The organism is Gephyromycinifex aptenodytis, assembly GCF_012277275.1.
GTDB lineage: Bacteria > Actinomycetota > Actinomycetes > Actinomycetales > Dermatophilaceae > Gephyromycinifex > Gephyromycinifex aptenodytis.
In genome coordinates this window covers 2,737,431-2,760,472 of the sequence record NZ_CP051155.1, presented here as the reverse complement: position 1 = coordinate 2,760,472, position 23,042 = coordinate 2,737,431, and the positions used below count along the sequence as shown (strand labels likewise).

The 23,042-nt window shown below is 68.2% G+C and carries 20 protein-coding genes and 1 tRNA gene; 10 read left to right on the top strand and 11 right to left on the bottom strand.

Annotated elements, in window-relative coordinates; all coding sequences use genetic code 11:
* The first annotated feature begins 38 nt into the window (after nt 1–38).
* From acs to G9V96_RS11860, 3 genes are all read left to right on the top strand, one after another.
* Complete coding sequence (acs, locus tag G9V96_RS11870) at nt 39–1,970, top strand: acetate--CoA ligase (protein ID WP_168583210.1); 1,932 nt, start codon at nt 39–41, stop codon at nt 1,968–1,970.
* A 170-nt stretch (nt 1,971–2,140) separates the two neighbouring features.
* A complete protein-coding gene (locus G9V96_RS11865; RefSeq protein ID WP_168583209.1) occupies nt 2,141–3,868 on the top strand; it encodes a S49 family peptidase in 1,728 nt (575 codons plus the stop codon).
* A 14-nt stretch (nt 3,869–3,882) separates the two neighbouring features.
* Entirely contained in the window at nt 3,883–4,692 is an 810-nt protein-coding gene (locus tag G9V96_RS11860) for a crotonase/enoyl-CoA hydratase family protein (RefSeq protein ID WP_168583208.1), read from the top strand.
* Nucleotides 4,693–4,744: 52 nt separating this feature from the next.
* On the opposite strand, the gene G9V96_RS11855 is transcribed toward G9V96_RS11860, so the two are convergent.
* Nucleotides 4,745–7,012 carry a 6-phosphofructokinase gene (locus tag G9V96_RS11855; protein WP_168583207.1) on the bottom strand — a complete coding sequence of 756 codons (2,268 nt, stop codon included), beginning with the start codon at nt 7,010–7,012 and terminating at the stop codon, nt 4,745–4,747.
* Between the two features lie 81 nt (nt 7,013–7,093).
* On the bottom strand, nt 7,094–7,930 hold the full coding sequence (locus G9V96_RS11850) for a glycerophosphodiester phosphodiesterase family protein (RefSeq protein ID WP_168583206.1): 837 nt from the start codon (nt 7,928–7,930) through the stop codon (nt 7,094–7,096).
* Between the two features lie 303 nt (nt 7,931–8,233).
* Here G9V96_RS11850 and G9V96_RS11845 point away from each other — a divergent pair, with 303 nt between their 5' ends.
* Entirely contained in the window at nt 8,234–8,848 is a 615-nt protein-coding gene (locus G9V96_RS11845; RefSeq protein ID WP_168583205.1) for a phage holin family protein, read from the top strand.
* 88 nt (nt 8,849–8,936) lie between these two features.
* On the opposite strand, the gene G9V96_RS11840 is transcribed toward G9V96_RS11845, so the two are convergent.
* From G9V96_RS11840 to nth, 3 genes are read right to left on the bottom strand one after another with little or no spacing between them, the layout of a single operon-like run.
* The gene (locus G9V96_RS11840; protein WP_168583204.1) at nt 8,937–10,130 is read right to left on the bottom strand and encodes a MarP family serine protease; all 1,194 of its coding nucleotides are present in this window, start codon (nt 10,128–10,130) and stop codon (nt 8,937–8,939) included.
* Nucleotides 10,127–10,831, bottom strand: coding sequence for an NUDIX hydrolase (locus G9V96_RS11835; RefSeq protein WP_168583203.1), 705 nt, complete (start codon nt 10,829–10,831; stop codon nt 10,127–10,129). The genes G9V96_RS11840 and G9V96_RS11835 overlap by 4 nt, the downstream gene beginning before the upstream one ends.
* Nucleotides 10,828–11,589, bottom strand: a complete 762-nt coding sequence (gene nth, locus G9V96_RS11830; RefSeq protein WP_168583202.1) for an endonuclease III — start codon at nt 11,587–11,589, stop codon at nt 10,828–10,830. Before nth ends, G9V96_RS11835 begins: the two co-directional genes overlap by 4 nt.
* 66 nt (nt 11,590–11,655) lie before the next feature.
* On the opposite strand from nth, the gene G9V96_RS11825 reads away from it, so the two are divergent.
* The gene (locus tag G9V96_RS11825; protein ID WP_319643812.1) at nt 11,656–12,333 is read left to right on the top strand and encodes a Crp/Fnr family transcriptional regulator; all 678 of its coding nucleotides are present in this window, start codon (nt 11,656–11,658) and stop codon (nt 12,331–12,333) included.
* A gap of 69 nt (nt 12,334–12,402) precedes the next feature.
* On the opposite strand, the gene G9V96_RS11820 is transcribed toward G9V96_RS11825, so the two are convergent.
* The 4 genes from G9V96_RS11820 to G9V96_RS11805 are packed head-to-tail and all read right to left on the bottom strand — an operon-like array spanning nt 12,403 to nt 14,751.
* On the bottom strand, nt 12,403–13,209 hold the full coding sequence (locus tag G9V96_RS11820; protein WP_168583201.1) for an MBL fold metallo-hydrolase: 807 nt from the start codon (nt 13,207–13,209) through the stop codon (nt 12,403–12,405).
* Nucleotides 13,206–14,078 carry an NUDIX hydrolase gene (locus G9V96_RS11815; RefSeq protein WP_168583200.1) on the bottom strand — a complete coding sequence of 291 codons (873 nt, stop codon included), beginning with the start codon at nt 14,076–14,078 and terminating at the stop codon, nt 13,206–13,208. Before G9V96_RS11815 ends, G9V96_RS11820 begins: the two co-directional genes overlap by 4 nt.
* 18 nt (nt 14,079–14,096) lie before the next feature.
* On the bottom strand, nt 14,097–14,573 hold the full coding sequence (locus G9V96_RS11810) for a RidA family protein (protein WP_168584011.1): 477 nt from the start codon (nt 14,571–14,573) through the stop codon (nt 14,097–14,099).
* A 25-nt stretch (nt 14,574–14,598) separates the two neighbouring features.
* On the bottom strand, nt 14,599–14,751 hold the full coding sequence (locus tag G9V96_RS11805) for a hypothetical protein (RefSeq protein WP_168583199.1): 153 nt from the start codon (nt 14,749–14,751) through the stop codon (nt 14,599–14,601).
* 109 nt (nt 14,752–14,860) lie between these two features.
* Between G9V96_RS11805 and G9V96_RS11800 the strand changes: the two genes are divergently transcribed.
* Nucleotides 14,861–15,895, top strand: a complete 1,035-nt coding sequence (locus tag G9V96_RS11800; RefSeq protein ID WP_168583198.1) for an ArsA-related P-loop ATPase — start codon at nt 14,861–14,863, stop codon at nt 15,893–15,895.
* Nucleotides 15,892–17,163, top strand: coding sequence for an ArsA family ATPase (locus tag G9V96_RS11795; protein WP_168583197.1), 1,272 nt, complete (start codon nt 15,892–15,894; stop codon nt 17,161–17,163). The genes G9V96_RS11800 and G9V96_RS11795 overlap by 4 nt, the downstream gene beginning before the upstream one ends.
* A 37-nt stretch (nt 17,164–17,200) precedes the next feature.
* Here G9V96_RS11795 and G9V96_RS11790 read toward each other — a convergent pair whose 3' ends face one another.
* The gene (locus G9V96_RS11790) at nt 17,201–17,545 is read right to left on the bottom strand and encodes a WhiB family transcriptional regulator (RefSeq protein ID WP_168583196.1); all 345 of its coding nucleotides are present in this window, start codon (nt 17,543–17,545) and stop codon (nt 17,201–17,203) included.
* Nucleotides 17,546–17,875: 330 nt separating this feature from the next.
* Between G9V96_RS11790 and G9V96_RS11785 the strand changes: the two genes are divergently transcribed.
* The 3 genes from G9V96_RS11785 (at nt 17,876) to G9V96_RS11775 (ending at nt 21,510) form a co-directional block, all read left to right on the top strand.
* Nucleotides 17,876–20,161, top strand: a complete 2,286-nt coding sequence (locus G9V96_RS11785; protein WP_226913294.1) for a penicillin-binding protein — start codon at nt 17,876–17,878, stop codon at nt 20,159–20,161.
* A gap of 227 nt (nt 20,162–20,388) precedes the next feature.
* Nucleotides 20,389–21,336 (top strand): metallophosphoesterase, encoded by a 948-nt coding sequence (locus G9V96_RS11780; protein ID WP_168584010.1) that lies wholly within the window; start codon nt 20,389–20,391, stop codon nt 21,334–21,336.
* Between the two features lie 97 nt (nt 21,337–21,433).
* Nucleotides 21,434–21,510 (top strand) — tRNA-Pro (locus G9V96_RS11775).
* A gap of 456 nt (nt 21,511–21,966) precedes the next feature.
* Here the strand turns inward: G9V96_RS11775 and G9V96_RS11770 are convergent.
* A complete protein-coding gene (locus tag G9V96_RS11770) occupies nt 21,967–23,037 on the bottom strand; it encodes an aspartate-semialdehyde dehydrogenase (protein ID WP_319643811.1) in 1,071 nt (356 codons plus the stop codon).
* Nucleotides 23,038–23,042 lie beyond the last annotated feature (5 nt).

Below are 23,042 nucleotides of genomic sequence, written 5' to 3'. Positions count from 1 at the left end.
TTCACCCATGCGGATTCCCCCACCAACAGGAGGCTTTCGTGACCGACCAGAGCTATGCACCCACGTCGGAGTTCGCGGCGCAAGCCAACGGCACCGCTGATCTCTTCGACGCGGCAGAGAAAGACTTCGAAGGCTTCTGGGCCGATCAGGCGCGAAAGTACGTCACCTGGAGCACCGACTTCGAACAGCCATTGGACTGGAGCGACGCCCCGTTCGCCAAGTGGTTCGTCGGCGGCCAGCTCAACGTGGCCTACAACTGCGTCGACCGGCACGTCGAGGCGGGCAACGGCGAGCGCGTCGCCATCCACTTCGAGGGCGCCGAAGGCGACACCCAGACGATCACCTACGCCGACCTGCAGAAGCGGGTCGCCCAGGCAGCCAACGCGCTGACCGAGCTGGGCGTCAACAAGGGCGACCGGGTCGCGATCTACCTGCCGATGATCCCCGAGGCCGTCGTGGCGATGCTCGCGTGCGCTCGTCTCGGGGCGCCGCACTCGGTCATCTTCGGTGGTTTCTCCGCCGACGCGATCCGTTCCCGGGTTGCCGACGCCCAGGCCCGCGTGGTCATCACCGCCGACGGTCAGCACCGCAAGGGCAAGGTCGCCCCGCTCAAGGCTGCTGTCGATGCCGCCGTGACCGGCGAGGACTCCTGCGTCGAACACGTCCTGGTCGTGCAGCGCACCGGGGCCGACGTCGAATGGCACGAGCACGACCTGTGGTGGCACGAGGTCGTCGACAAGCAATCCGACCAGCACACGCCCGAGCCGATGGACTCCGAGCACCCGCTGTTCATCCTCTACACCTCGGGCACGACCGGTAAGCCCAAGGGCATCCTGCACACCTCGGGCGGCTACCTCACCCAGGCTGCCTACACGAACAGCATCGTGCACGACGTCCACCCCGAATCTGACGTGTACTGGTGCACCGCCGACATCGGCTGGGTCACCGGGCACTCCTACCTGGTGTACGGGCCGCTGGCCAACGGCGCGACCCAGGTTGTCTTCGAAGGCACCCCCGACCACCCGCACCAGGGCCGCTGGTGGGAGATCGTGGAGAAGTACAAGGTCTCCATCCTGTACACCGCACCCACGGCGATCCGGGCCTGTATGAAGTGGGGCCAGGAGATCCCGGCCAAGTTCGACCTGTCGAGCATCCGGGTGCTGGGCAGCGTCGGCGAACCGATCAACCCCGAGGCGTGGCGCTGGTACCGCGAGCACATCGGTGGCGGGTCGGCCCCGATCGTGGACACCTGGTGGCAGACCGAGACCGGCGGCATCATGATCTCCCCGCTGCCCGGCGTCACCACCCTGGAGCCCGGCTCTGCGCAGCGCCCGATCCCCGGCATCAGCGCCGAGATCCTCGACGACATGGGCGAGCCCTTCACCGAGGCGGAGAAGGTGGGTTACCTCGTGCTCACCAAGCCGTGGCCAGGCATGCTGCGCGGCATCTGGGGCGACAACGAGCGCTACAAGGACACCTACTGGAGCCGCTTCGGGGAGAAGTACTACTTCGCCGGCGACGGCGCCAAGTACGACGCGGACGGCAACATCTGGCTGCTGGGGCGCGTCGACGACGTCATGAACATCTCCGGCCACCGCCTCTCCACGGCCGAGATCGAGTCGGCGTTGGTCTCCCACCACCAGGTCGCCGAGGCCGCTGTGGTCGGCGCTGCCGACGACATGACCGGTCAGGCGGTGTGGGCGTTCGTCATCCTGCGCGAAGGCGCCTCCCAAGGCGAGGTCAGCGACGACATCGTCAACGAGCTCAAGGCACACGTGGCCAAGGAGATCAGCCCGATCGCCAAACCGAAGTCGATCATGGTCGTCTCCGAGCTGCCCAAGACCCGCTCGGGCAAGATCATGCGTCGCCTGCTGAAGGACCTCGCCGAGGGCCGCGAGATCGGCGACTCCACGACGCTGACCGACTCCAGCGTGATGGACTTCATCAAGTCGAACCTGTCCAAGAGCTGATCGAGCCGCTGCCCGCAGTATCGCCCCGAACGCCCCGCCGGACCCCTGCCGGCGGGGCGTTCGACATGCCATGCCCGGTGCGCCCCCGGCCAGGTCAGGGCCTCCCGCGCCACAATCTGCGGCCCGACTCCTGCGCCCCGCCTGCGCTCGACATGGGTAGCGTGGGCGTGGTGAGCACCCTTCGCGACTTCCTGGACCGACTCCCGTTCGACACCACCCCGTTGCGCAAGCTGCCCGTGCCGGGCCTAGCCGGTGACTGTCTGCTCGAACTCGACCTCACCCGCGGTCTCATGGACAGCGCCCCAGCCTCACCGATCGAGGCCGTACGCGAACGCCACACCCCCGATCTGGTCAGCGTGCTGGAAGCGCTGCGAATCGCCGCGACGGACGCGCGCGTGCGCGCCCTGGTGGTGCACGCCTACGCCCCCACGCTGAGCCTGGCGCACGCCGATGAGCTGCGCCGCGGTATTGACGAGTTCGCGCGATCAGCCAAACCGACCCTGGCCTGGGCGGAGTCCTTCGGAGAGCTCGTCTCCGGGACCGCCGGCTACCTCGTGGCGGCAGCCTGCGACGAGATCATGCTGCAGCCCAGCGGCGACCTCGGTCTCTTCGGCACTGCGCTGGAGGCCGTGTTCCTGCGGGAGGCCCTGGACAAGATCGATGTTCTGCCCCAGATCAGCCGACGCCACGAATACAAGAGCGCCGCCGAGACCTTCCTGGAGTCTCAGATCAGTGCCCCGCATGAAGAGATGCTGCGGTCTATCACCGAGTCAGTCGTGGGCCACATCTGCGATTGCGTCGCCGATGCCCGCAATCTGCAGCCCAGTGAAGTCCGGGCGGCCATGGACGAGGCGCCGCTGAGCGCTCAGCGCGCCCTCGAACTGGGGCTGGTGGATCGGCTGGGCTACCGCGACGAGGCTTATGCCGCGATCCGTGAGCACATCGGGGACGCCGACGGTTCCCGCACCGAGCTGCGCTTCGTCGAGCGCTTCTCGGCCCTGCCCTCCATCGACAGTGTCCGCAACCGGCGGCGCCCCGTCGTGGCGCTCGTGCATGCCCAGGGAGCGATTCATCTCGGGCGCAGCGGCGCTTCCCCGCTGTCGGGGCACACCGTCGGCTCGGACTCCCTCGGCGCGGCCCTGCGCGCGGTTGCTCAGGAGAGCAGAGTCAAAGCGGTGGTTCTGCGGATCGACTCCCCCGGCGGTTCTTACACCGCCTCTGACGCCATCAGGCGCGAGATCCTCGCGCTGCGCGAGCTGGGACTGCCGATCGTTGCCTCGATGGGATCGGTGGCGGCCTCGGGCGGCTATTTCATCGCCATGCCGTGCACCGAGATCGTCGCTGGCCCGGCGACCCTCACCGGTTCCATCGGCGTCTTCGGCGGCAAGACCGTCCTGCAGGGCGGCCTGGACCGACTCGGCATCCACCGCGCGCTGGTCGGCACGGGCGAGCGTGCCGGCATGTTCAGCAGCGTCCGACCCTTCACCCAGGAGGAACAGGCCAAACTCGATGCCTGGCTGGATGAGGTGTACGCCGACTTCACGGCCAAAGCAGCCGGCGATCGCGGACGGCCGCTGACGGAACTGGAGCCGCACGCCCGCGGGCGGGTCTGGACTGGGGCCGAGGCTGCAGAACGCGGACTGGTCGACCACCTCGGCGGGCTCTCGCACGCCATTGAACGGGCCTGCGCCCTGGCCGGGCTGGAGCGGGCCGAAGCCGAAACCGTGGTTATGCCCAAGCAGAACATCCTGGAGCGCTTCACCCCGGCCGATAACAGCGACGCCACCAACATCCGTGGCGGCAGCCCGCTGTTCGCCGAGAGCGCCGGGCTGGCTCGCCGGGCGCTGCTGCGCCTGGCCCCGACCGGGGTCCTGACCATGCCCAACCTCCACCTGTGACGAAGGCAGGACCGATGTCTCCCTCAGCAGCCCCACTGCGCATCGAGCGCGACAAGCACGTCCAGACCTGGACCCTGGATTTGCCCGAGCAGCGCAACCCGATCTCCGGGGAGGAGATGATCGCGGCCATCGAACAGGCCGCGCAGGAGGCCTCCGCCGATCTCAGTGTGCGGGTCGTCATCCTCACCGGCGCAGGCAGCACGTTCTGCGCCGGCGGCAACGTCAAGGACATGGCTGATCGGGTCGGCATGTTCGGCGGCTCACCGGCCCAGATCCGCCAGGGTTACCGCAACGGCATCCAACGCATCCCACTGGCGCTGCAGCGCTGTGAGGTGCCGATCATCGCCGCCGTCAACGGGCCTGCCGTGGGGGCCGGGTGCGACCTGGCCTGCATGTGCGACCTGCGCATCGCCTCACGCGATGCCTGGTTCGCGGAGAGTTTCGTCAAGCTCGCGCTGATCCCCGGAGACGGTGGAGCGTGGTTCCTGCCCCGCGCAGTGGGCGCCGCCCGGGCGGCAGAGATGGCGCTGACCGGTGACCGCATCGACGCGGCGACCGCGCTCGAATGGGGTCTGGTCTCCCGCGTCGTCGAACCGAGCCAGTTACTTTCCAGCGCACAGGAGCTCGCGCTACGGATCGCGCGTAACCCGCCGGGAGCGGTGCGCATGACCAAACAGTTGCTGCGCGAAGCCCAGCACGCCCGACTGGAGAGCGTGTTAGAGATGTCGGCCGCGCTTCAGGCGCTGGCCCATCACAGCGACAACCACGCCGAAGCCCTCGCCGCAGCTATGGAACGGCGCGAAGCCGACTTCGATCACAGCTGAGCGCGCGTTCTGCGGAGCCGGCGAGGTGCCCCGCAGAACGTCTTCGGCGTGCTTACTGCTCGGCCCGCAGCACCGGCAACGGGCGCTCACCGGCGACGGCGTCACGGTGGGAGACCGCCAGGACGGCTGGTCGAAGCTGCAGCCACCACTGGTCTTTCGGGCGCCGATTCGGCAGGTCGATCTTGTCCATCATCCGTTCCACCGGGGCGAACTCGATCCGCCCACCCACGATGCCCACAGTGCGAGCCTCGTCCCCGCCGTTGGCCAGCTGCTCCGCGAGGGCGTCGATGGCGTGGTTGCTCAACCGGGTGGCGAGGATGCGATCGAACGGTGTCGGGTTCCCGCCCTGTTGGATGTGTCCGAGAATCGCCTGTCGTACATCGAAGAGGGAGTCGCCTTCCTCCTCGAACAGTCGCGCGAGGAAGTCCGTGGTGTACAACTCACTGGCTCGCTCGTTGCGGATGGCCAGGAACAACCGCTTGCCGCGTTTGAACGCCTCGATCATGTCGGCGACATCGGCGGACAGACGGTCCAGGGTGATGCCGTCCTCGTGCAGGTAGACCCGTTCGGCCCCGGAGGCCAGTCCGGCCATCAGCGCCAGATATCCGCAGCGGCGCCCCATCGTCTCGGCCACGAAGCACCGTTTACTCGCGCTGGCTGACTGTTTGATCGCGTCCAAGGCGGAGACGGCGCTGTTCAGGGCGGTGTCGGCGCCGATGGAGAGCTCCGAGGAGGGCAGGTTGTTGTCGATGCTGGCCGGGATCAGCACGATCGGCAGCTTGAACGCCGGATACCGGTCACGTTCGCTGACCATGAGGTGCACCGCCTCGTAGGCGTTGTACCCGCCGATCACCAGCAGCGCGTCGATCTCCAACTTCTCGATGGAGCGTCCGAGCGCGTACAACTGATCGACCGTGGGGATGGTGCGACGGGTGCCCAGCTCAGCGCCGCCCTCACCGACCCAACCTTCGACGTCCCCCCAGCTCAGCTCCCGGACGTCGCCTTCCAGCAGGCCGGGGAAGCCACCGTTGACGCCGATGATGTTCATCCCTTTGGCGATGCCGAGCCGTTCCGCGGCCCGCGCGGCGGTGTTCATGCCCGGTGCGAGCCCGCCACCGTGCACGATCGCCACCCGCGGCATGGAGCCGGCCCGGTCCTGCTCGTCGGCGGTCGGCGGCTGAGAGATGCGGTCGAAGACGCGGACCATGTCGGTGAAGCTGGCACCGCGAGCGCTCATCGCGCCCTCGTAGTCGCCCTCGGCGATCATCCCGGCGACCGAGCGGGTGGCCTGCACCGCCTCCATCAGCGGCACCTGCGCGATCCGGTTGCGCCGGATTCCCAGCACGTTCGATTCCGATTCCGGGGTGGCTGCCAGCACCTCTTGGACCGCTGCGTACCCCAGCAGAGTGCTCATCCACCTGTCGTAAGCGCTTGGGGCGCCCCCGCGCTGGACGTGGCCCAGGATCGTCTCGCGGGTGTCTTCCCCGAGCCGGTCGGCGATGAGGTCCTTGACCTGGGAGGCCTTAATCGGGTTCCCGTGCCGGTCGGCGGCACCTTCGGCGACGAGAACGATGCTGTCGCGCCGCCCCGCAGCGCGCCCGGCTCTCAGACGCGCACACATCTGGTCTTCCCAGCCGTCCGGCGGCGGGTTCTCCGGGATGAAGACGTAGTCACAGCCACCGGCGATGGCGGCGAACAGCGGCAGGTAGCCGCAGTGCCGACCCATGACCTCGATGACGAAGCTGCGCTGATGGCTGGCGGCGGTGCTGGCGATGGTGTCGATCGCGTCAACGACACGATGCAGGGCGGTGTCGGTACCGATAGTGGTGTCGGTGCCGACCAGGTCGTTGTCGATGGAACCGACGATCCCGGCGATGAGCAGGCTCGGGTGTGCCTGAGCCATCTCCTGAGTGATCTCACCCAGCTCGACCATTTCGGCGAGCAGACTGGGCCATTCATGGCGGATCTCGTTGGTCCCGGTCAGACTGCCGTCTCCGCCGATGACGATGAGCCGATCGATACCGTGCTCGATCAGGTGCTTGGCGGCGCGGCGGCGCCCTTCGCGCTCCCGGAACGCATTGCAGCGGGCGGTGCCGATGACGGTGCCGCCGCGATGCAGGATGCTGCCCACGTCGTCCCAGCCCATCGGCCGGATACCGGTTCCGCCGTCGACCGCGCCCTGCCAGCCTTCGTTGATGGCGTAAACCTGGGCACCGAAGTGGATGCCGGTGCGGACCACGGCCCGCACGGCTGCGTTCATCCCTTGAGCGTCACCGCCGCTGGTCAAAACGCCGATCTTCGGTGTGGCGAGCTCATCCATCTGGTGTCCCTTTCGCTGCAGCCAGGCCGGTGCCATGTCCATCATGCCCGCTAGCCAGCCCGGGTTCGGTTCCGCAGCCGCTCAGCTCGCCGGTAGCGCCGAGGCGGGGGCGCCCAGCGCGGCTGGCCTGCTCTCCGGCGACGGCCGGGACCGGGCGCTACCCATGGATTGCCACTGCCCGCGCTCGAGCATTACTTCACGCAGCACGTCCGGACGGTCCGAGATGACGGCGTCCACCCCGGCGTCGAGCAGTTGATGCATGCGTTCGGCCTCGTCGACCGTCCAGGTGACGATCCGGATCCCCAGGTCGTGGGCCATCTGCACGATCCGTTCGGCAAAGATCGGAACGCTGCCCAACTTGACAGGTACGTGGGCGAATTCGCCGGTGGCCACGCTGCGCGGGGGCCGCACTCCGGCGCGGGCGCAGGCAAGCAGCACGCTCAGCGACTGCCACCCCAGCGAGGTGGCGACCGTCGGCACCTGGGTGCGCACGTCAGCCAGCCAGCCATCCCACGCCCCGGCCACACACAACCGCTGAGCCACCCCCGGGCAGCGCAGCGCACTGATCAAGGGAGCGATGGCGCGCTCGTCCTTGAGGTCGACGCAGAAGTAGGTGTGCGGGAACGCTTCCAACGCCTCCTGCAGGGTGGCGATGGGCTCGCACCCTTGCACCCGCAAGGAACGCAGTTGCGCCATCCGGTACTGGTGCACCGGACCGCGACCTTGGGTGACCCTGTCGAGCGTGGCGTCATGGAAACAGATCAGCTCGCCATCAGCGGTGACCCTCAGATCGCTCTCTAGATAACGGAACCCCAATGCGTGACTGGCCGCGAAGGCGGCCAGGGTGTTCTCCGGGGCTAACCCGCCGCCACCGCGGTGGGCCAGCGCGATGGGACCTGGCTCCTCGACATACCCCATACGACCAGCGTGCGGCATCGATCAACGCCTCACCGCCACCTTCTGGCCGCCCACGCAGGTGTTCATCACCCCTTCACGGCCGGTAGGTGTGCGGCTCACCGTTGGGCCCCCCGACGTTCGACCGCGCGATAGGAAAGTCTGCCGAGGTGGCGCTCCGTGCTTTTTCTGCGCCCCCGGCACGGGTAACGTCTGCAGGAGCACAGAGCGCGCGCCACCGTGGCGGGCTCGCTGGCCGCTGCTCGACTCGCTATCGTCGGGCTGACCGAAACCCGGGTCCCCCGTGGGCCCCCACAGGAGGTACAGATGTCCACCGCCATCCCGCCGCGTCAGGATCCTGCCGCGCCGCGCAATGCCGACCCGACCCTCGGGCGGCTCGTCGCCGACGCGACGGAGAACCTGTCGGGCATCATCCGCAACGAGATCGCCCTGGCCAAGGCCGAGGTCTCCGTCGACGCCAAGAAGGCCGGCAAGGGCGTGGCCATGTTCGCCGGAGCGGGCTTCTTCGCCCTCTTCGGCTTCGGATTCCTGCTGCACACGATCGCGCTCGGGCTCATCACGGCCGGGCTGGCCGACTGGCTCGCCTACCTCATCGTGACGGTGGCGCTGTTCATCATCGCCGGCATCCTGGCGATGATCGGCAAGTCCGCCATCAGCAAGATCAAGGGCAAGCCGCAGCGCACCATCGACAGCACCAAGGAGTCGATCGCTGCGGTCAAGGCCAGCACCTCCGGCACGACCACGGCTCAGGCCCGCGCGATGGACCCGGTCACCCATGGTGCGACCGACGGCACGATCCCGACCGCAACGCAGCAGAAACTGCCCGACCCCGCCTCCAGCCCCGCACTCAGCGGCGGGACCGGCTCGGCGAGCACGGGTGCGATGTCCAGCGGTGCGGGCTCCACCGCAACCAAGGCCTGACCCACCCGCAGTTCCTCGAAGGCGTCGGAGCTCGACTCCGGCGCCTTCGACGCGTCCGGGGTACGCCGCTCGCCTTCAGCGGGGAGCCTCACGCGACGCAGGAACCGGCGCTGACCGCGACTCCGGCGCGCGCCGCTTCCAGAACCGGTTGCAATTCCGCCAAGCTCAAGGCGTAGGCCGTCCCGGAATCGTCCAGGGAGCGAGCGAACACGATGCCCACCACGTCACCTTGCGGGGTGAGCAACGGCCCACCCGAGTTGCCCGGTTGAATCGGGACCCGGAGCGCGTAGATATCCCGCACGACCGCCCCCTGGCCGTAGATATCGCGGCCGCGAGCCGTGATTCGCTCCCGGGTACGCGCCGAGTCGATGACCATCGGGCCGCCTAGCGGATAGCCGGCAACCACGGCGTTGTCCCCCGTGGACAGCTCTTGCTTGGACAGCGCCAAGACCGGCAGGTCGCCGGTGTCCACCGAGAGGATCGCCAGGTCACGCGCGGGGTCGAAGGCGATGACCGTCGCGGTGCTGCGCAGCCGGTCCTTGCGGATCACCACCCGTGAAGAGCCGGAGACCACATGGGCGTTGGTGACCACGACGCCGGGCGCGACGACGAAACCGCTGCCCTCCTGCATCCGCCCGCAGGCAGAGGCTGTTGCGTCGATTCGCACCACCGACCCCCCGGCCCGTTGGATGGCCGGGGACTTCGCGGCGCCAGGGTCGGCCGCCTCCACCGGTTTGATCGGTTCGGCGCCGACCCCCTCGAAGACCCGCGGGAAGTCATAGGCCTCGAAGAGGGTGTGGGCGCGATCCAATACGTCGGCGCTGCTCACTGGCATGACCCGATCCACGGCGGCAAGCACTCGGGAGGAGCCGACGACACGGGCGACGTCGCCCGGCATGGCAACCCGCACCAGGCCGGCACCGAGCCAGGCGACGCACAACGCCAACCCGCCGGTGATGAGCGCCCCGGCGATGGCGTCCAGCGCCCCCACCCGGGGTGAAGAGGCCAGTCCCACCATGCGAGCCAGGAACATCGTCAGCGCCTGCCCGACCATGGCGAAGACCAGGACCACTGAGGCCAACACCACCAGCGCCAGAACCGGGCTGAACCCTGCCAGCCGACCGCCGAGCAGGCCGGGCACCACGGTGAATCCCAGCAGACCACCACCGACGAACCCGATCGCCAGCGCCGCCGTACGCAGGAACCCGCGCCGGGCGCCTTCAAACATGTACAGGACGACCAGCAGGAGCAGGAGCAGGTCCAGGACGTCAGCGGGAGTCACCAGCGGGCCTGCCCCACGAGGCTGGGCGCGCGCCGCGCCGCATACCTGGCCGGCAGCTCACGGGTGCGGGTTCGATCCCACCCCTCGTCCAGACCGGACAGGTCCAGGACCGCGTCGAGCAGTTTCGCGGTGAAGCCCCAGATAAACAGGTCGCAGACCTCGAACCCAGGGCCCCGATAGCCGTTCGGGTGGGTGACGACGAAGCGGTTCTGCGGGTCGATGAGTTCGCTGAGCGGCACCCGCGCGACGCGCGCCACCTCCACGGGTGAGTGCGCCCGGATCGGGCTGGGCTGCGGCCACCACGCCAGCACCGGAGTGACCCGGGAGTCCGAGACCGGTACGTAGGCCTCAGGAAGGGTGGTGATGACCTCGACACCGACCGGGTCCAGGTCGATCTCTTCCGCGGCTTCGCGCAACGCCGCTGCGACCGGCCCCTGGTCATGGGCATCGACACGCCCGCCGGGGAAAGCAATCTGACCGCCGTGGGATCGCATCGTGGGGGCGCGTTCGGTCAGCACCACATCCTCGCCTCCCCCCGGGCCGGAACCGAAGAGCAGGAGCACGGCGGAGTGCCGTCCGGCGCTGCTGTGCGGTGGGCGAATCCCGAAGGCTGTCTCCGGGGCGCGCTCCAGGCTGCTGGTCAGCCGGTCCAGCCACGGGGGGCGGCTTGGGGGCGGGGCCGGGCAACGGGGACCGGTCATGGTTGTTCTACTGGGATGGGGCCCTTCACGAGCTTGCGCGCGGCGCTCGGGTCGGTCTCTCCCTCACCGTAGGAGGGACACCAGCGCGCGACCCAGCAGGCGCCGCAGGCCGGACGTCGGGCATGGCAGGTACGCCGCCCGTGGAAGATCACCACATGGGAGAGCATCGTCCACTCACGCTTGGGGATGAGCTCAGCCACCGCGTATTCGACCCGCACCGGGTCGCTCTCCTGCGTCCAGCCGAAGCGGCGGGCCAAGCGTCCGACGTGGGTATCGACCGTGATCCCGGGCACGCCGAAGGCGTCACCGAGGACGACATTGGCCGTTTTGCGACCCACCCCGGGCAGGGCGACCAGGTCTTGCATGCGCTGCGGAACCTGACCGTCGTGGCGCTCCACGAGAGCTGCGCCCAGTTTGAGCAGCGAATCCGCCTTGGCCCGATAGAACCCGGTGGAGGCGATGATCGTCTCCAGCTCGGCACGGTCGGCGGCGGCGTAATCGGCGGCAGTTCGGTAGCGCTGGAACAGGACCGGGGTGACCAGGTTGACCCGGGCGTCGGTGGTCTGGGCGGACAGCACTGTGGCCACGAGCAACTCCAGCGCAGAGGTGAAGTTGAGTTCGCAATGCGCGTCCGGGTAGCGCTGGCACAGGACCCGGTACATCCGGCGGGCCCGGCGAGTGCGAGCCAACGGCGTTTCCTCACCTGCGGCGGCCCTGGCCGCGCCCGACCTGGGTGCCACCCCTGAGGCTTGACTCATCCCGTCAGCCTAGACGGTGCGCGGACCCTGCCCTGGGACCGTGGTGATCTCTGGCACACTGACCTTGTGGAGAACGACGCCGTGAGAAATGCCCCCCTGTTCGCCGCTCTCGAGGAAGAGGAGATGGCCGCGCTACAAGCGACCATGGCGAGCACCCATTTGGACCGGGGCGAAGTGCTCTTTCGAGAGGGCCAGCAGGGGGATCGTCTTTACGTCATCCAGTCCGGAAAGGTGAAACTCGGCCGCACCAGCACGGACGGTCGCGAGAACCTCGTCGCGATCCTCGGCCCGGGCGAGATGTTCGGCGAGTTGAGCCTGTTCGATCCCGGTCCCCGCAACGCGACCGCCACCGCCGTGGCCGACTCCGAACTGATCAGCCTGGGACACGACTCGCTGCGCGTTTTCCTCCATGACCGCCCCGCCGTCGCGCAGAGTCTGCTCGCCGCCCTGGCCCGCCGACTGCGTCGCACCAACGACTCGCTGGCCGATCTGGTCTTCACCGACGTCCCCGGCCGCGTCGCCAAGGCCCTGCTGGATCTGTCGCAGCGTTTCGGTCGCCCGGCTGAAGAGGGCATCCTCGTGGCCCACGACCTCACCCAAGAAGAGCTCGCCCAGCTCGTCGGGGCCTCCCGAGAAACCGTCAACAAGGCCTTGGCCGATTTCGCCACTCGTGGCTGGTTGCGTCTTGAAGCTCGCGCCGTAGTGCTGCTGGACGTCGAGCGCCTGCACCGACGCAGCCGCTGAACCAGGCTCGTTCCCGCCGAACTCGGCACCGCCGCTGGCTAGTTCGCTTTCGCGGCCTGTGTCGGCGGGCTAATGCCCTTCGCGCAGATAGGCCAGTTGGGCTTGCACGCTCATCGTGGCCGCGGGCCATAATTCGCGCGGCACATCCGCGTAGACGGTTTCCACCACGCTCTGGGCGTCCTGGGCACCGTCGCGCAGCGCGAGCCGCACTTGCTCCAGGCGTTCGCTGCGGTGTTCCAGGTAGTAGCGCACCGAGGCGTGCGCATCGCGGAGCACCGCGCCGTGGGCTGGCAGCAGGCGAGTGATGCGGCCGGTCCCGGTCAGCGCCGAAATCTGATCCAGGCTCGACAGGTAGGCGCCCAGTCGCCCGTCCGGCCAGGCCACCATGGTCGTTCCCCAACCCAGGATGGTGTCCCCGGTGATCAGCACCTCCTCATCGGCCAGCAGGAAGCACAGCGAATCGCTGGTGTGCCCAGGGGTGGCCAGCACCGCGATCTCCGCGCCGGCCATTTCCAGGACGTCGCCGTCCTGAAGTTCGTCCGCCCCGGGACCGTGTGCGCGTACCGGCACCCCGGCGATCTCGGCAAGGCGCGGCGCACCCTCCCTGTGGTCGGGGTGGCGGTGGGTCAGAAGCACCGCCTCGATCCGGCGTTGCCCGACCTCATCGAGAATGGCGCGCAGATGCTGGGGGTGGTCGGGCCCGGGGTCGATCACGACGCAACCCGGTGCGTCCGGCGCCCCGATGATCCAGGTGTTGGTGCCCTCCAGCGTCATCGGGGAGGGGTTGGGAGCCAGCACGCACACAGCCGAGCGCGAGCCGCTGCCGCCCCGCCAGCGCCCCGGCGGCACCGAGCTCGGCGGCGGCTCCGCACTCATGAGGGCACCTCGCAGGCCAGCACCGGCCCGCTGGGGGACTCCTCCAGTACCGGCATCACCCGGCGGACCTGCGGCGCCTGATCGAGTACCGCCGCCGCCGGGGAACGCTGCGCCAGTTGCTCCAGGCACACCCGGGTCGGGGGCAGCAGCATCGCGGCCCCGGTCTCGGCGTCGCGCAACAAGGCCGCGGGCGCCCACCAGCCCGCTTCATCGGCTTCGGTGGTGTCTCCATCTGGCGACTGCCCCTGCGGCAGCAACGCCGCGAAGAACCGGGTGTCGTAACGCCGCGGCTCGAACTCCGGGGTCACCCAATGCGCCCATGCTCGCAGCAGGTCGGTACGCAGCACCAGGTCCCGTTGCATGAGCACCTCGGCGAAGGACCATTCCCGCGCCAGGAGCGCGGCCCGGGTCTGGCGCCAGAGCGGACCCGAGGGGTCCTGCACCACATGGTTCTCGTCTCGACCGGCCAGCAGCACCCCGCATTCCTCGAACACCTCCCGGGCGGCAGCCACAACGAGTTCGCGGGCCAGGTCCTCATCCTCGGTGGCCAGGTCACGAGCCCAACTCGCCGGTGACGGGCCGCACCACGGTAGATCCCGGTCCGCATCTCGCGGGTCGACCCCACCGCCCGGAAAGACCATCATGCGCGGCGCGAACGCCATCGAGGCGGTGCGTCGCAGCATGAAGACCTCGATACCGGACTCGGCCTCGGGCGTGCCCCCGTGCGGCGATCGCTCACCTTCGGCGCCGATGTCTCGCACCAGCATGACCGTCGCCGCCGGACGAGGGGTGGCAACGCTCTGGCCGGCCTTCGCCGCGGATTCCCGCAGCGACTCCGGGACGGGGAACGTTCGTCGGACGGTGGACACGCCCTTCACCTCTTCGATTCAGTCGTCTGCGAGCGCGGCGATCAGTTCGACCTCCACCGAGGCGTTCAGCGGCAACACCGCGACCCCGACCGCGCTGCGGGCGTGCACGCCCTTGTCGCCGAAGGCGGCACCGAGCAGTTCCGAAGCACCGTTGATGACGCCGGGGACTGCGGTGAACGAGGGATCGGCGGCCACGAAGCCGACGACCTTGACGATTCGTTCGATCTTGTCCAGGTCACCGACGACACTCTTCAGCGCTGCGATGGCGTTCAGGGCGCAATAGCGGGCGAGCTCTTTGGCCTGCTCCGGGGAGACCATACCTTCGCCCTCGCCGACCTTGCCGGTGTACGGCATTGCCCCATCGATCATCGGAAGCTGGCCGGAGGTGTACACCCGGGCGCCATCCACCACGGCGGGAACATAGGCCGCGACCGGCGGCACCACCTCCGGCACCGTCAGACCCATGTCCTTCAACCGAGACTCAACTTGACCCATACTCATAGCGAACTCCGTTCCGCGCTCAGGCGATCGGACGTTTGAAGTAGGCCACGAGACCGCCCTCAGGCATCACCACGACCTGGACGAGCTCCCATCCGTCGGCGCCCCAGTTGTCCAGGATGGCCTTGGTGTTGTGGACGATCAACGGCGCAGTCACGTACTCCCATTTGGTCATGTCGTGAACTCTAGCCGCGCGTTCTGCCCGGCGATGTTCCTTGCCCAACCGCCGGAGCGAAGTTGGACGATTGTGGGCCGCCCGTTGAGCCCTTCCCTACACTTTCGTCATGGCGACCAATCTCCCACCCTCCTCGTGGGCCGACGCGCGACTGCATGTCGTCACGGGCAAGGGCGGGACCGGCAAGACCACCGTGGCGGCAGCGCTTGCTCTAACCCTGGCCAGTCTGGGCCGTCGAGTCCTCATCGCCGAGGTCGAGGGCCGCGGTGGCATCAGCCAGGCCTTCGATGTCCCGCCCCTGCCTGATCAGGAACGCCTCGTGCTGAAAGTGCACGGCGGCGGCGAAGTGTGGGGTTTGGCGGTGGAGGCCAAGGCTGCGCTGCTGGAATATCTGTCGATCTTCTACCGGCTCGGGCGTGCCGGAGCCGCGTTGGAGAAGATCGGCGCCATCGATTTCGCCACCACCATCGCCCCCGGGGTGCGTGACGTCCTGCTCATCGGCAAGGTCTACGAGGCGGTGGGTCGTCAGGTGGATCAGGGCCGCAGCTCGGGTGGGCCCGCCTCCGGCGCCCCCGAATGGGCCTACGACGCGGTCGTCCTGGATGCTCCGCCCACGGGCCGGGTGGCGCACTTCCTCAACGTCAACAGCGAGGTCGCAGACTTGGCGCGGGTCGGCCCGATCCGCAGCCAGGCTGACTCGATCACCCGGATGTTGCGTTCGGGGACCTGCGTCGTGCATCTGACGACCCTGCTGGAGGAGATGCCCGTTCAAGAGACCATCGACGCCGTCGCGGACCTTTCCGCGATCGGCGTACCGGTGGGGGCGCTCATCGTCAATCAAGCCCGCGAAGAAGTGTTCTCCCCGGCCACTGCTGCGGCGGTGCACACCGACCAGGTCGATCACGACGCCATCGCTGCGGTCCTGGAACGCCATCGCCTGCCCGCTGACGAGGCCGTGGTGTCGGGGCTACTCGCGCAGGGCCGCGGACACCTGGAGCGCATCGCTGTGGAGGACCGAGCTTTGGAATCGCTGACCCGATTGGGCCACCCGATCGTCGTCCTGCCCCACGTCTGGGGCGAACCCGATGAGGGCCTGGTGCGCGTCCTGGCGCAGCATCTGGCCGAGCAGGGGCTGTGGTCATGACCCCCACCAATGGGCGCCCCCGCGGGGCTGGCGCGCCGACCCCGGCGACCTCCGGTAACGCGACCTTGGGCCAGTCCGCTGCAGGTTCCGTCCTGGACATCGACGCCCTGCTCGACAACCCGGCCACCCGTATCGTCGTCTGCTGCGGCTCCGGCGGCGTGGGCAAGACGACCACGGCTGCGGCGCTGGCGCTGCGGGGCGCCGAACGCGGACGCCGGGTGGCGGTGCTGACCATCGACCCGGCGCGTCGGTTGGCACAGTCGCTGGGGTTGACCGAACTCGACAACACCCCCCGCGCCGTGGCGCAGGTGCAGGGCCAGGGCGGGGGTTCCCTGGACGCGATGATGCTGGACATGAAGCGCACCTTCGATGAGGTGGTGCAAGCGCACACCACCCCGGAAAAGGCCGCCCAGATCTTGGCGAACCCGTTCTACCAAGCGCTGTCGAGTTCCTTCGCCGGAACCCAGGAGTACATGGCGATGGAGAAACTGGGCCAGCTGTATGCGCGGCGCGGCCCCGGCGGCGAGCCCGCCTGGGATCTCATCGTGGTCGACACGCCACCTTCTCGCTCGGCCCTGGACTTCCTCGACGCCCCCGCCCGGCTGGGTTCATTCCTGGACGGGCGCTTCATCCGACTGCTGCTCGCACCGGCCAAGGCCGGCGGGCGCGCCTACGTCAAGGTGCTCTCGGTGGGGGTCTCCGCAGCCGCGCACGCGATGTCCAAGCTGCTCGGCACCCAGATGTTGCACGAAGTGCAGATGCTCGTCGCTGCGCTGGACACGATGTTCGGTGGGTTCCGGGAACGGGCCGATCAGACCTATGCCTTGCTGCAACAACCGGGCACGGCGTTCCTGGTCGTGGCCACTCCGGAGCGGGACGCGTTGCGCGAAGCGGGTTACTTCATCGATCGGCTCCGCGCCGATGACATGCCGCTGACCGGGGTCGTGGTCAACCGGGTGCATCTGTTGGCAACCGCCGGACTGACGGCCGCCAGCGCCGAGCAGGCCGCCGACGCCCTGCTGCAGGAACTGCCCGAGGATCCGACCGAGAGCGCCAGCGCCGAGGAGATCACCGAAGGGCTACTCCGTCTACACAGCGAACTGGCGACAACCGCTGCCCGGCATCGCAGCGTGACCGACCGATTCGGTCAGCGACACCCGGGCGTGCGGGTGGCCACGGTCCCAGCCGCGAGCCACGACATTCACGACGTGCAGGGACTACGCGAGATCGGCACCGCGCTAGCACGACAGAACCGACCCGCAGGCTAGTCGGCAGGTCGGTTCGCTTGTCGGGGGCGGGCCTGGTTCAGGCCGATGCGAGGTCCTCGCCGATCCCGGAACGGTCCTCTTCGACGAGGGCGCGTTCGAACATCTCCCGCCAGGACCGGACATGAGGGTGACGACGCAGCATCGCTCGACGCTCTCGCTCGGTCATGCCTCCCCAGACCCCGAACTCGGTGTGGTGATCCAGCGCGTCCGCCAAGCATTCGGCCACGACAGGGCACCGTTGACAGATCTTCTTCGCCTGCTGTTGCGCGGCCCCCTGAACAAAGAGGTCATCCGGTTCGCTGTTCCGACAGGCGGCCTGAGGGGTCCAGTCCTCAACCCAATCCGTCGGACGACGCTGCATCGGCACTGATGTAATCGTCATTCGCAGTCCTCGTTGTTGTCCGCTCGTGGCGGTCTTACCGGGGTCGGCTTGTGGCCGTTCCACGGCCCGTACCTGCGACGATAGGGAACAATGGCCCTCCGGGGCCATACCTCAACCGGATCATTCCTCCTGGCCCATAAGGACTAGTCATTTTGCGTTCCAGGGCGCACACCACGTGTCGAGATGCGTGACTTCAGCAAATTCGCTGGTCGGATGGCACGCCTGGCGGGCTAGGCCCTCGTCACGATGTCAGGCGACTGAGTCAGGGCGGGCAGGCAGCGGGGTGTCGGCGCGAACGAATTGTCGGCAGAGACGTTTACGCTGGTGGGTATGGACAGGCCAGAGCGCAGTGCGGCGAACCTCCCGGGATTGTTTGGGGCGTTCGTCGCGTCCTCTACGGTCATGGGGTTGCTAGCCGCCGGCATGTTGATGCCGGTGGTCGGGATCGCCGGTGTCGGCACCAAGCAGGTCGTCACTGCTTTCGACGCCCTCCCGGCACAGTTCACGGCCAACCCGATGGCCCAGCAGTCACGCATCCTGGCTTCCGACGGCACCCTCATCGCCACCTTGTACGAAGAGAACCGGGTGGTGGTCCCGATCGAGAAGATCGCCCCCGCGATGCGCCAGGCGCAGGTCGCCATCGAGGACGACCGCTTCTACGAGCATGGCGGCATCGACCCCCGCGGTCTGGCGCGAGCGCTGGTTTCCACGGCGCAGGGTGACAAGCAGGGCGCCTCCACCATCACCCAGCAGTACGTGCGCCAGATGCTGGTCGCCACCGCGGCACAGAACGAGGACAAGAACGCCATGGAGGCGGCAGTGGCCCGCTCGGGCATCCCGGGCTATGTCCGCAAGCTGCAGGAGATGAAGTACGCGATCTCGATGGAGCAGCGCCTGGGTAAGGACCAGATCCTGCAGGGCTACCTCAACCTCGTCTATTACGGGGCAGGCGCCTACGGCGTCGAGGCCGCCGCGCAGCGCTACTTCGGCATCTCCGCAGCGAAGCTGAGCCTGCCGCAGGCTGCGCTCATCGCCGGTCTGGCGCAGAACCCCGGTACAGCCGATCCCATCAACAACCCGGATCGCGCGCTGGCACGGCGCAATGACGTCCTCAAGCGCATGCACCAGTTGGGTCTGATCAGCTCCAAGACGCGCGGCGAGGCCCAGCGCACCCCCATCAAACTCAACGTCACCCCGAACAAGCCCTCCTGCCCAGCCTCGGCGGATCCGTACATCTGTGAGTACGTGCGCAAGTGGCTCCTGGAGCAGCCGTCGCTGGGCAAAACGGTCGAGGAACGCCGTAAGCGTCTCTACTACGGCGGACTCACCGTCAAGACAAGCTTCGACCTGAAGCTGACGAACAGCACCCGCAAACTGCTGGCGCAGCGCGTTCCGGTCGGCAACTCCCGAGACCGCGGTGCGGCGGCAGCCGTCGTCGAGCCCGGCACCGGGCGAGTGTTGGCCATCGGGCAGAACACCGAGTGGGCGCTGGAGCAGAAGCCCGGCAAGACCTCCCTCAACTGGGCCGTGGATCAGAAGTACGGCGGCTCCTCAGGCTTCCAGATCGGCTCGACCGCCAAGATGTACGGCGTGGTCACGGCCCTCGAAGAAGGCATGCGTCCGAGCTCCTACCTGTTCGCTCCCAAGGACGCCACCCGGTACTCGGCCAAACGCCTCGGCGGAGACAAGTGCGGCATGGTCGGCAGCTACGCGCCCTACAACGCTGAGGGCGAGGAGCACGGCGGCACCACACTGCGCGAGGCGACGGCACTCTCGATCAACACCGCCTTCCTGGAGCTGGCCGCCAAGGTGGGGGTCTGCAAGGAGAAAGAGACGATGGCCAAGATGGGCCTGGTCCGTGCCGACGGTAAGCCGTACGGGACCGGCGGTGGTCCCGGTCAGGGCCTGGCAGCCACCATCCTGGGCGCAGACAACGCTTCGCCCCTGACGTTGGCCGCCTCCTACGCGACTCTGGCCGCGAACGGCACCTACTGCGCCCCCAAGCCTGTGGACAGCGTCGTCGCCTTCGACGGCACCAACCTGCCGGTGGGAGAGAACAACTGCCGTCAAGCCATCGACCCGAAGATCGCCTACGGGACCACAGACATCCTCACCTCGGTCATGACCTCGGGAACGGGCAAGGCACTGGGACTGTCCGGGCGCCAGTCAGCCGGTAAGACGGGCACCGCCGACAACGGCGTGGAGACCTGGTTCGCCGGCTACACCCCGCAGCGTTCGACGGCGGTCTGGTACGGGACCCCGTACGACCAGCGACCGACCCACGCCTACGGCGCGACCATCGCCGGCCCGCTGTGGACCAAGATCATGAACCGCGCTCACGACGGATTGCCGGCCGAGCGTTTCACCCGCGGCAAGGGCTCGACGAAAACCAAGAGCGCGGACCTGGTGAAGGTACCCAATGTCGTCGGCCGCGGCCGCGGATCGGCGAAGCGCCGCCTGGAACGCGAGGGGTTCACGGTCCAGGTAACCGAGGACCGCGTCTCCTCCCCCGACGTGGAAGCCGGGAGGGTGGCCCAGACGTCACCCGAAGGCGGCCAGGAGGCAGAGAAGGGCGCCACCGTCACGTTGACCCTGTCTTCGGGTACGGACGGCTGAGAGACGCTGAGCGCACGTTGATCGAACCAGCAGCCCCGGAGCAACTGCTCCGGGGCTGCTGACACATTCGCCGCGTGTTGGTGACACAGCGCGGGCGACATGGGCACCGGTGATCGAACCGGACAGGGGGCTGCCCGCAGGTGGACTCGCGGACTCCTGCAGTGACCGGCCCGGGCACGCCATGCGGCCAGGACGAGCAGTTCGGGGTGTCTGAGAGACTGGCCGGGATGAATACCTTCACTACCGGCTTGCTCGGGTTGGGCGCCACGGGCGCCGCGACATTGGGCTACGCCGCTCTCATCGAACGCAACGCGTTCACCCTGCGACGCTTCACCGTCCCGGTACTTCCGGTGGGTGCCGAGCCGGTCACCGTGCTGCACCTGTCGGATCTGCACCTGATGCCCTCCCAGCATCGCAAGATCGCCTGGGTGCGGGCGCTGGCCCGGCTGCGGCCGGACGCGGTGCTGAACAGCGGCGACAACATCGCCCACCCGGAGTCGATAGCGCCGCTGATGCGCGCCTACGAGCCGTTCCTGGACCTGCCGGGCGCTTTCGTGCTGGGTTCGAATGACTACTTCGCTCCCGGCAAGCGAAACCCGTTCAATTACCTGGTGGGCAACCGACGCCCACCCACGACGCCCCGGCTGCCCACCGAGGAGTTGGTCGAGCGGTTTCACGCTGCCGGCTGGGCGGATCTGACGAATGCGCGGGGCCGGCTGGCTGTGCGCGACTTAGATATCGAGCTGGTGGGCGTCGACGACCCGCACCTGGGCTACGACCGGTACGAAGCGGTCGCGGGCCCTGCCGATCCGAACGCTGACCTCAAGGTCGGCGTCACGCACGCTCCCTACACCGCGATCCTCGATCGGATGAGCGCTGACGGCGCTGAACTGCTCATCGCCGGGCACACCCACGGCGGCCAGGTCGCGGTGCCGTTCTACGGGGCGCTGGTGACGAACTGCGACCTGGACACCGGCCGTGTGAAGGGCGTGTCCCGGTGGTGGCCGGGTGCATCTGGCGCGCCCAGCAGCGACGCTCCGGATGCCGCTGCGTGGATGCACGTCTCGGCTGGTCTGGGCACCTCTCCGTACGCTCCGGTGCGCTTCGCCTGCCGCCCGGAGGCCACCCTGTTGACCCTGATCGAGCGCCCCCGCCGAGCTGCGGATCGCCCCTGAGGACATTGCCGACCCGGCCTATGGAGTCCCGATTCGGCAGTCGGGCAGGACGTCGGCTATTGTGGGGCGTCGTCGCGCCTCGTCGCGACACAAGCCACGGGGTGTGGCGCAGCTTGGTAGCGCGCTTCGTTCGGGACGAAGAGGCCGCAGGTTCAAATCCTGTCACCCCGACCAGATGAGGACCGGCCCGCAACTGCGAGAGCAGTACCGGGCCGGTCCTTTTGTTATCTGTTCTGTCTTCCGCGTCGCAGCAGGGCGCGCTGCGGGCGAGGTCGGCTGCCGTTGCGGCCACGGTGCGCCACCGCGTGTAGCGACAACCAGTGGAGAGCGGACAGTGCGGGACACGGGCGCTCCGGCGGCAGGGGGTACGCCCAGAGCCGCTGGCGACCCCCCACGTGAGTAAGTGCGAGCGCGGTGGCAGACCACTACGGGCACCCCCGAGATCGACGGCCTCTCCCCCGGAGGAGATCGTCGCGAACCGGTGATGCCCGCAGGTGTGCGCCCAGCAGGCGTACAGGATGCTTCATCAGCACTGTCGGCGCCTGCGCCGAGAAACTGAGAGCTTGCCGGGTACAGATACGACAAGACATTCCTTGCCGCCACGGCCACGCACGGCAGCGGGCTAGGGCCTCAGACGAGTTCCTGGCACAGAGCCTCAGCGATCTGAGAGGTGTTGAGCGCGGCGCCCTTGCGTAGGTTGTCGCCGCAGACGAAGAAGTCCAGCGCGTTGGGGAAGTCCGTCGCCTGACGCAACCGCCCGACGAACATCGGGTCAGAGCCGACCACGTCCACCGGTGTCGGCCATTCGTCGTGGTTGATGTCGTCGAACAGGACCACGTTCGGTGCCTGCACCAGCGCTTCGCGGGCGTCCTCGACCGTGATCCGCTTGTGGAAGCGTGCATGCACACTCAGGGAGTGCGTCGTGACGACCGGGACCCGCACGCAGGTGGCCGATACCCGCAACGTGGGCAGCCCGAGAATCTTGCGTGACTCAGCGCGCACCTTCAGTTCCTCGCTGCTCCAGCCCTCTTCGCCGGCGTCGCCTACCCACGGCACGACGTTCATCGCCAGCGGCGCCGGGAACGGCGAGGACTGGTCCAGCTCGTTGTCGATCCGGCGGCGCACATCACCGATCTGCTGGCCCAACTGACGATCCCCGGCGACGACCTCGATCTCGTCGTAAAGCCGGTCCATGCCGGGCTGTCCCAGGCCGGAGGCGGCCTGGTAGGTGGAGACGACGATCTCCTCCAACTCCCATCCGGCGTGCAGAGCACCGAGGGTGTTCATCATGACCAAGGTGGTGCAGTTCGGGTTACTGATGATGCCGCGCGGCCGGTTGCGAATCTGGGCTGGGTTCACCTCAGCGACCACCAGCGGCACCTGCGGATCCATTCGGAACGCGCTGCTGTTGTCGATGACGACGGCTCCCTGCTGCACCGCTATCGGTGCCCATTCCAGGCTGACGTCCTTGGGAACGTCGAACATCGCCACGTCAACGCCGTCCAAGGCTTGCGCACTCAGTTCTTGGACGACGACGTCCTCGCCGCGTACCGACAACACTCGCCCGGCTGACCGCGCAGAAGCGATGAGGCGAATTTCGCCCCACACGTCCTCCCGCTCAGACAGCAGGGCCCGCATCACGGAACCGACCGCCCCAGTCGCACCCACTACGGCGAGCGTCGGACGACTCCGATCGCTCACCGAGT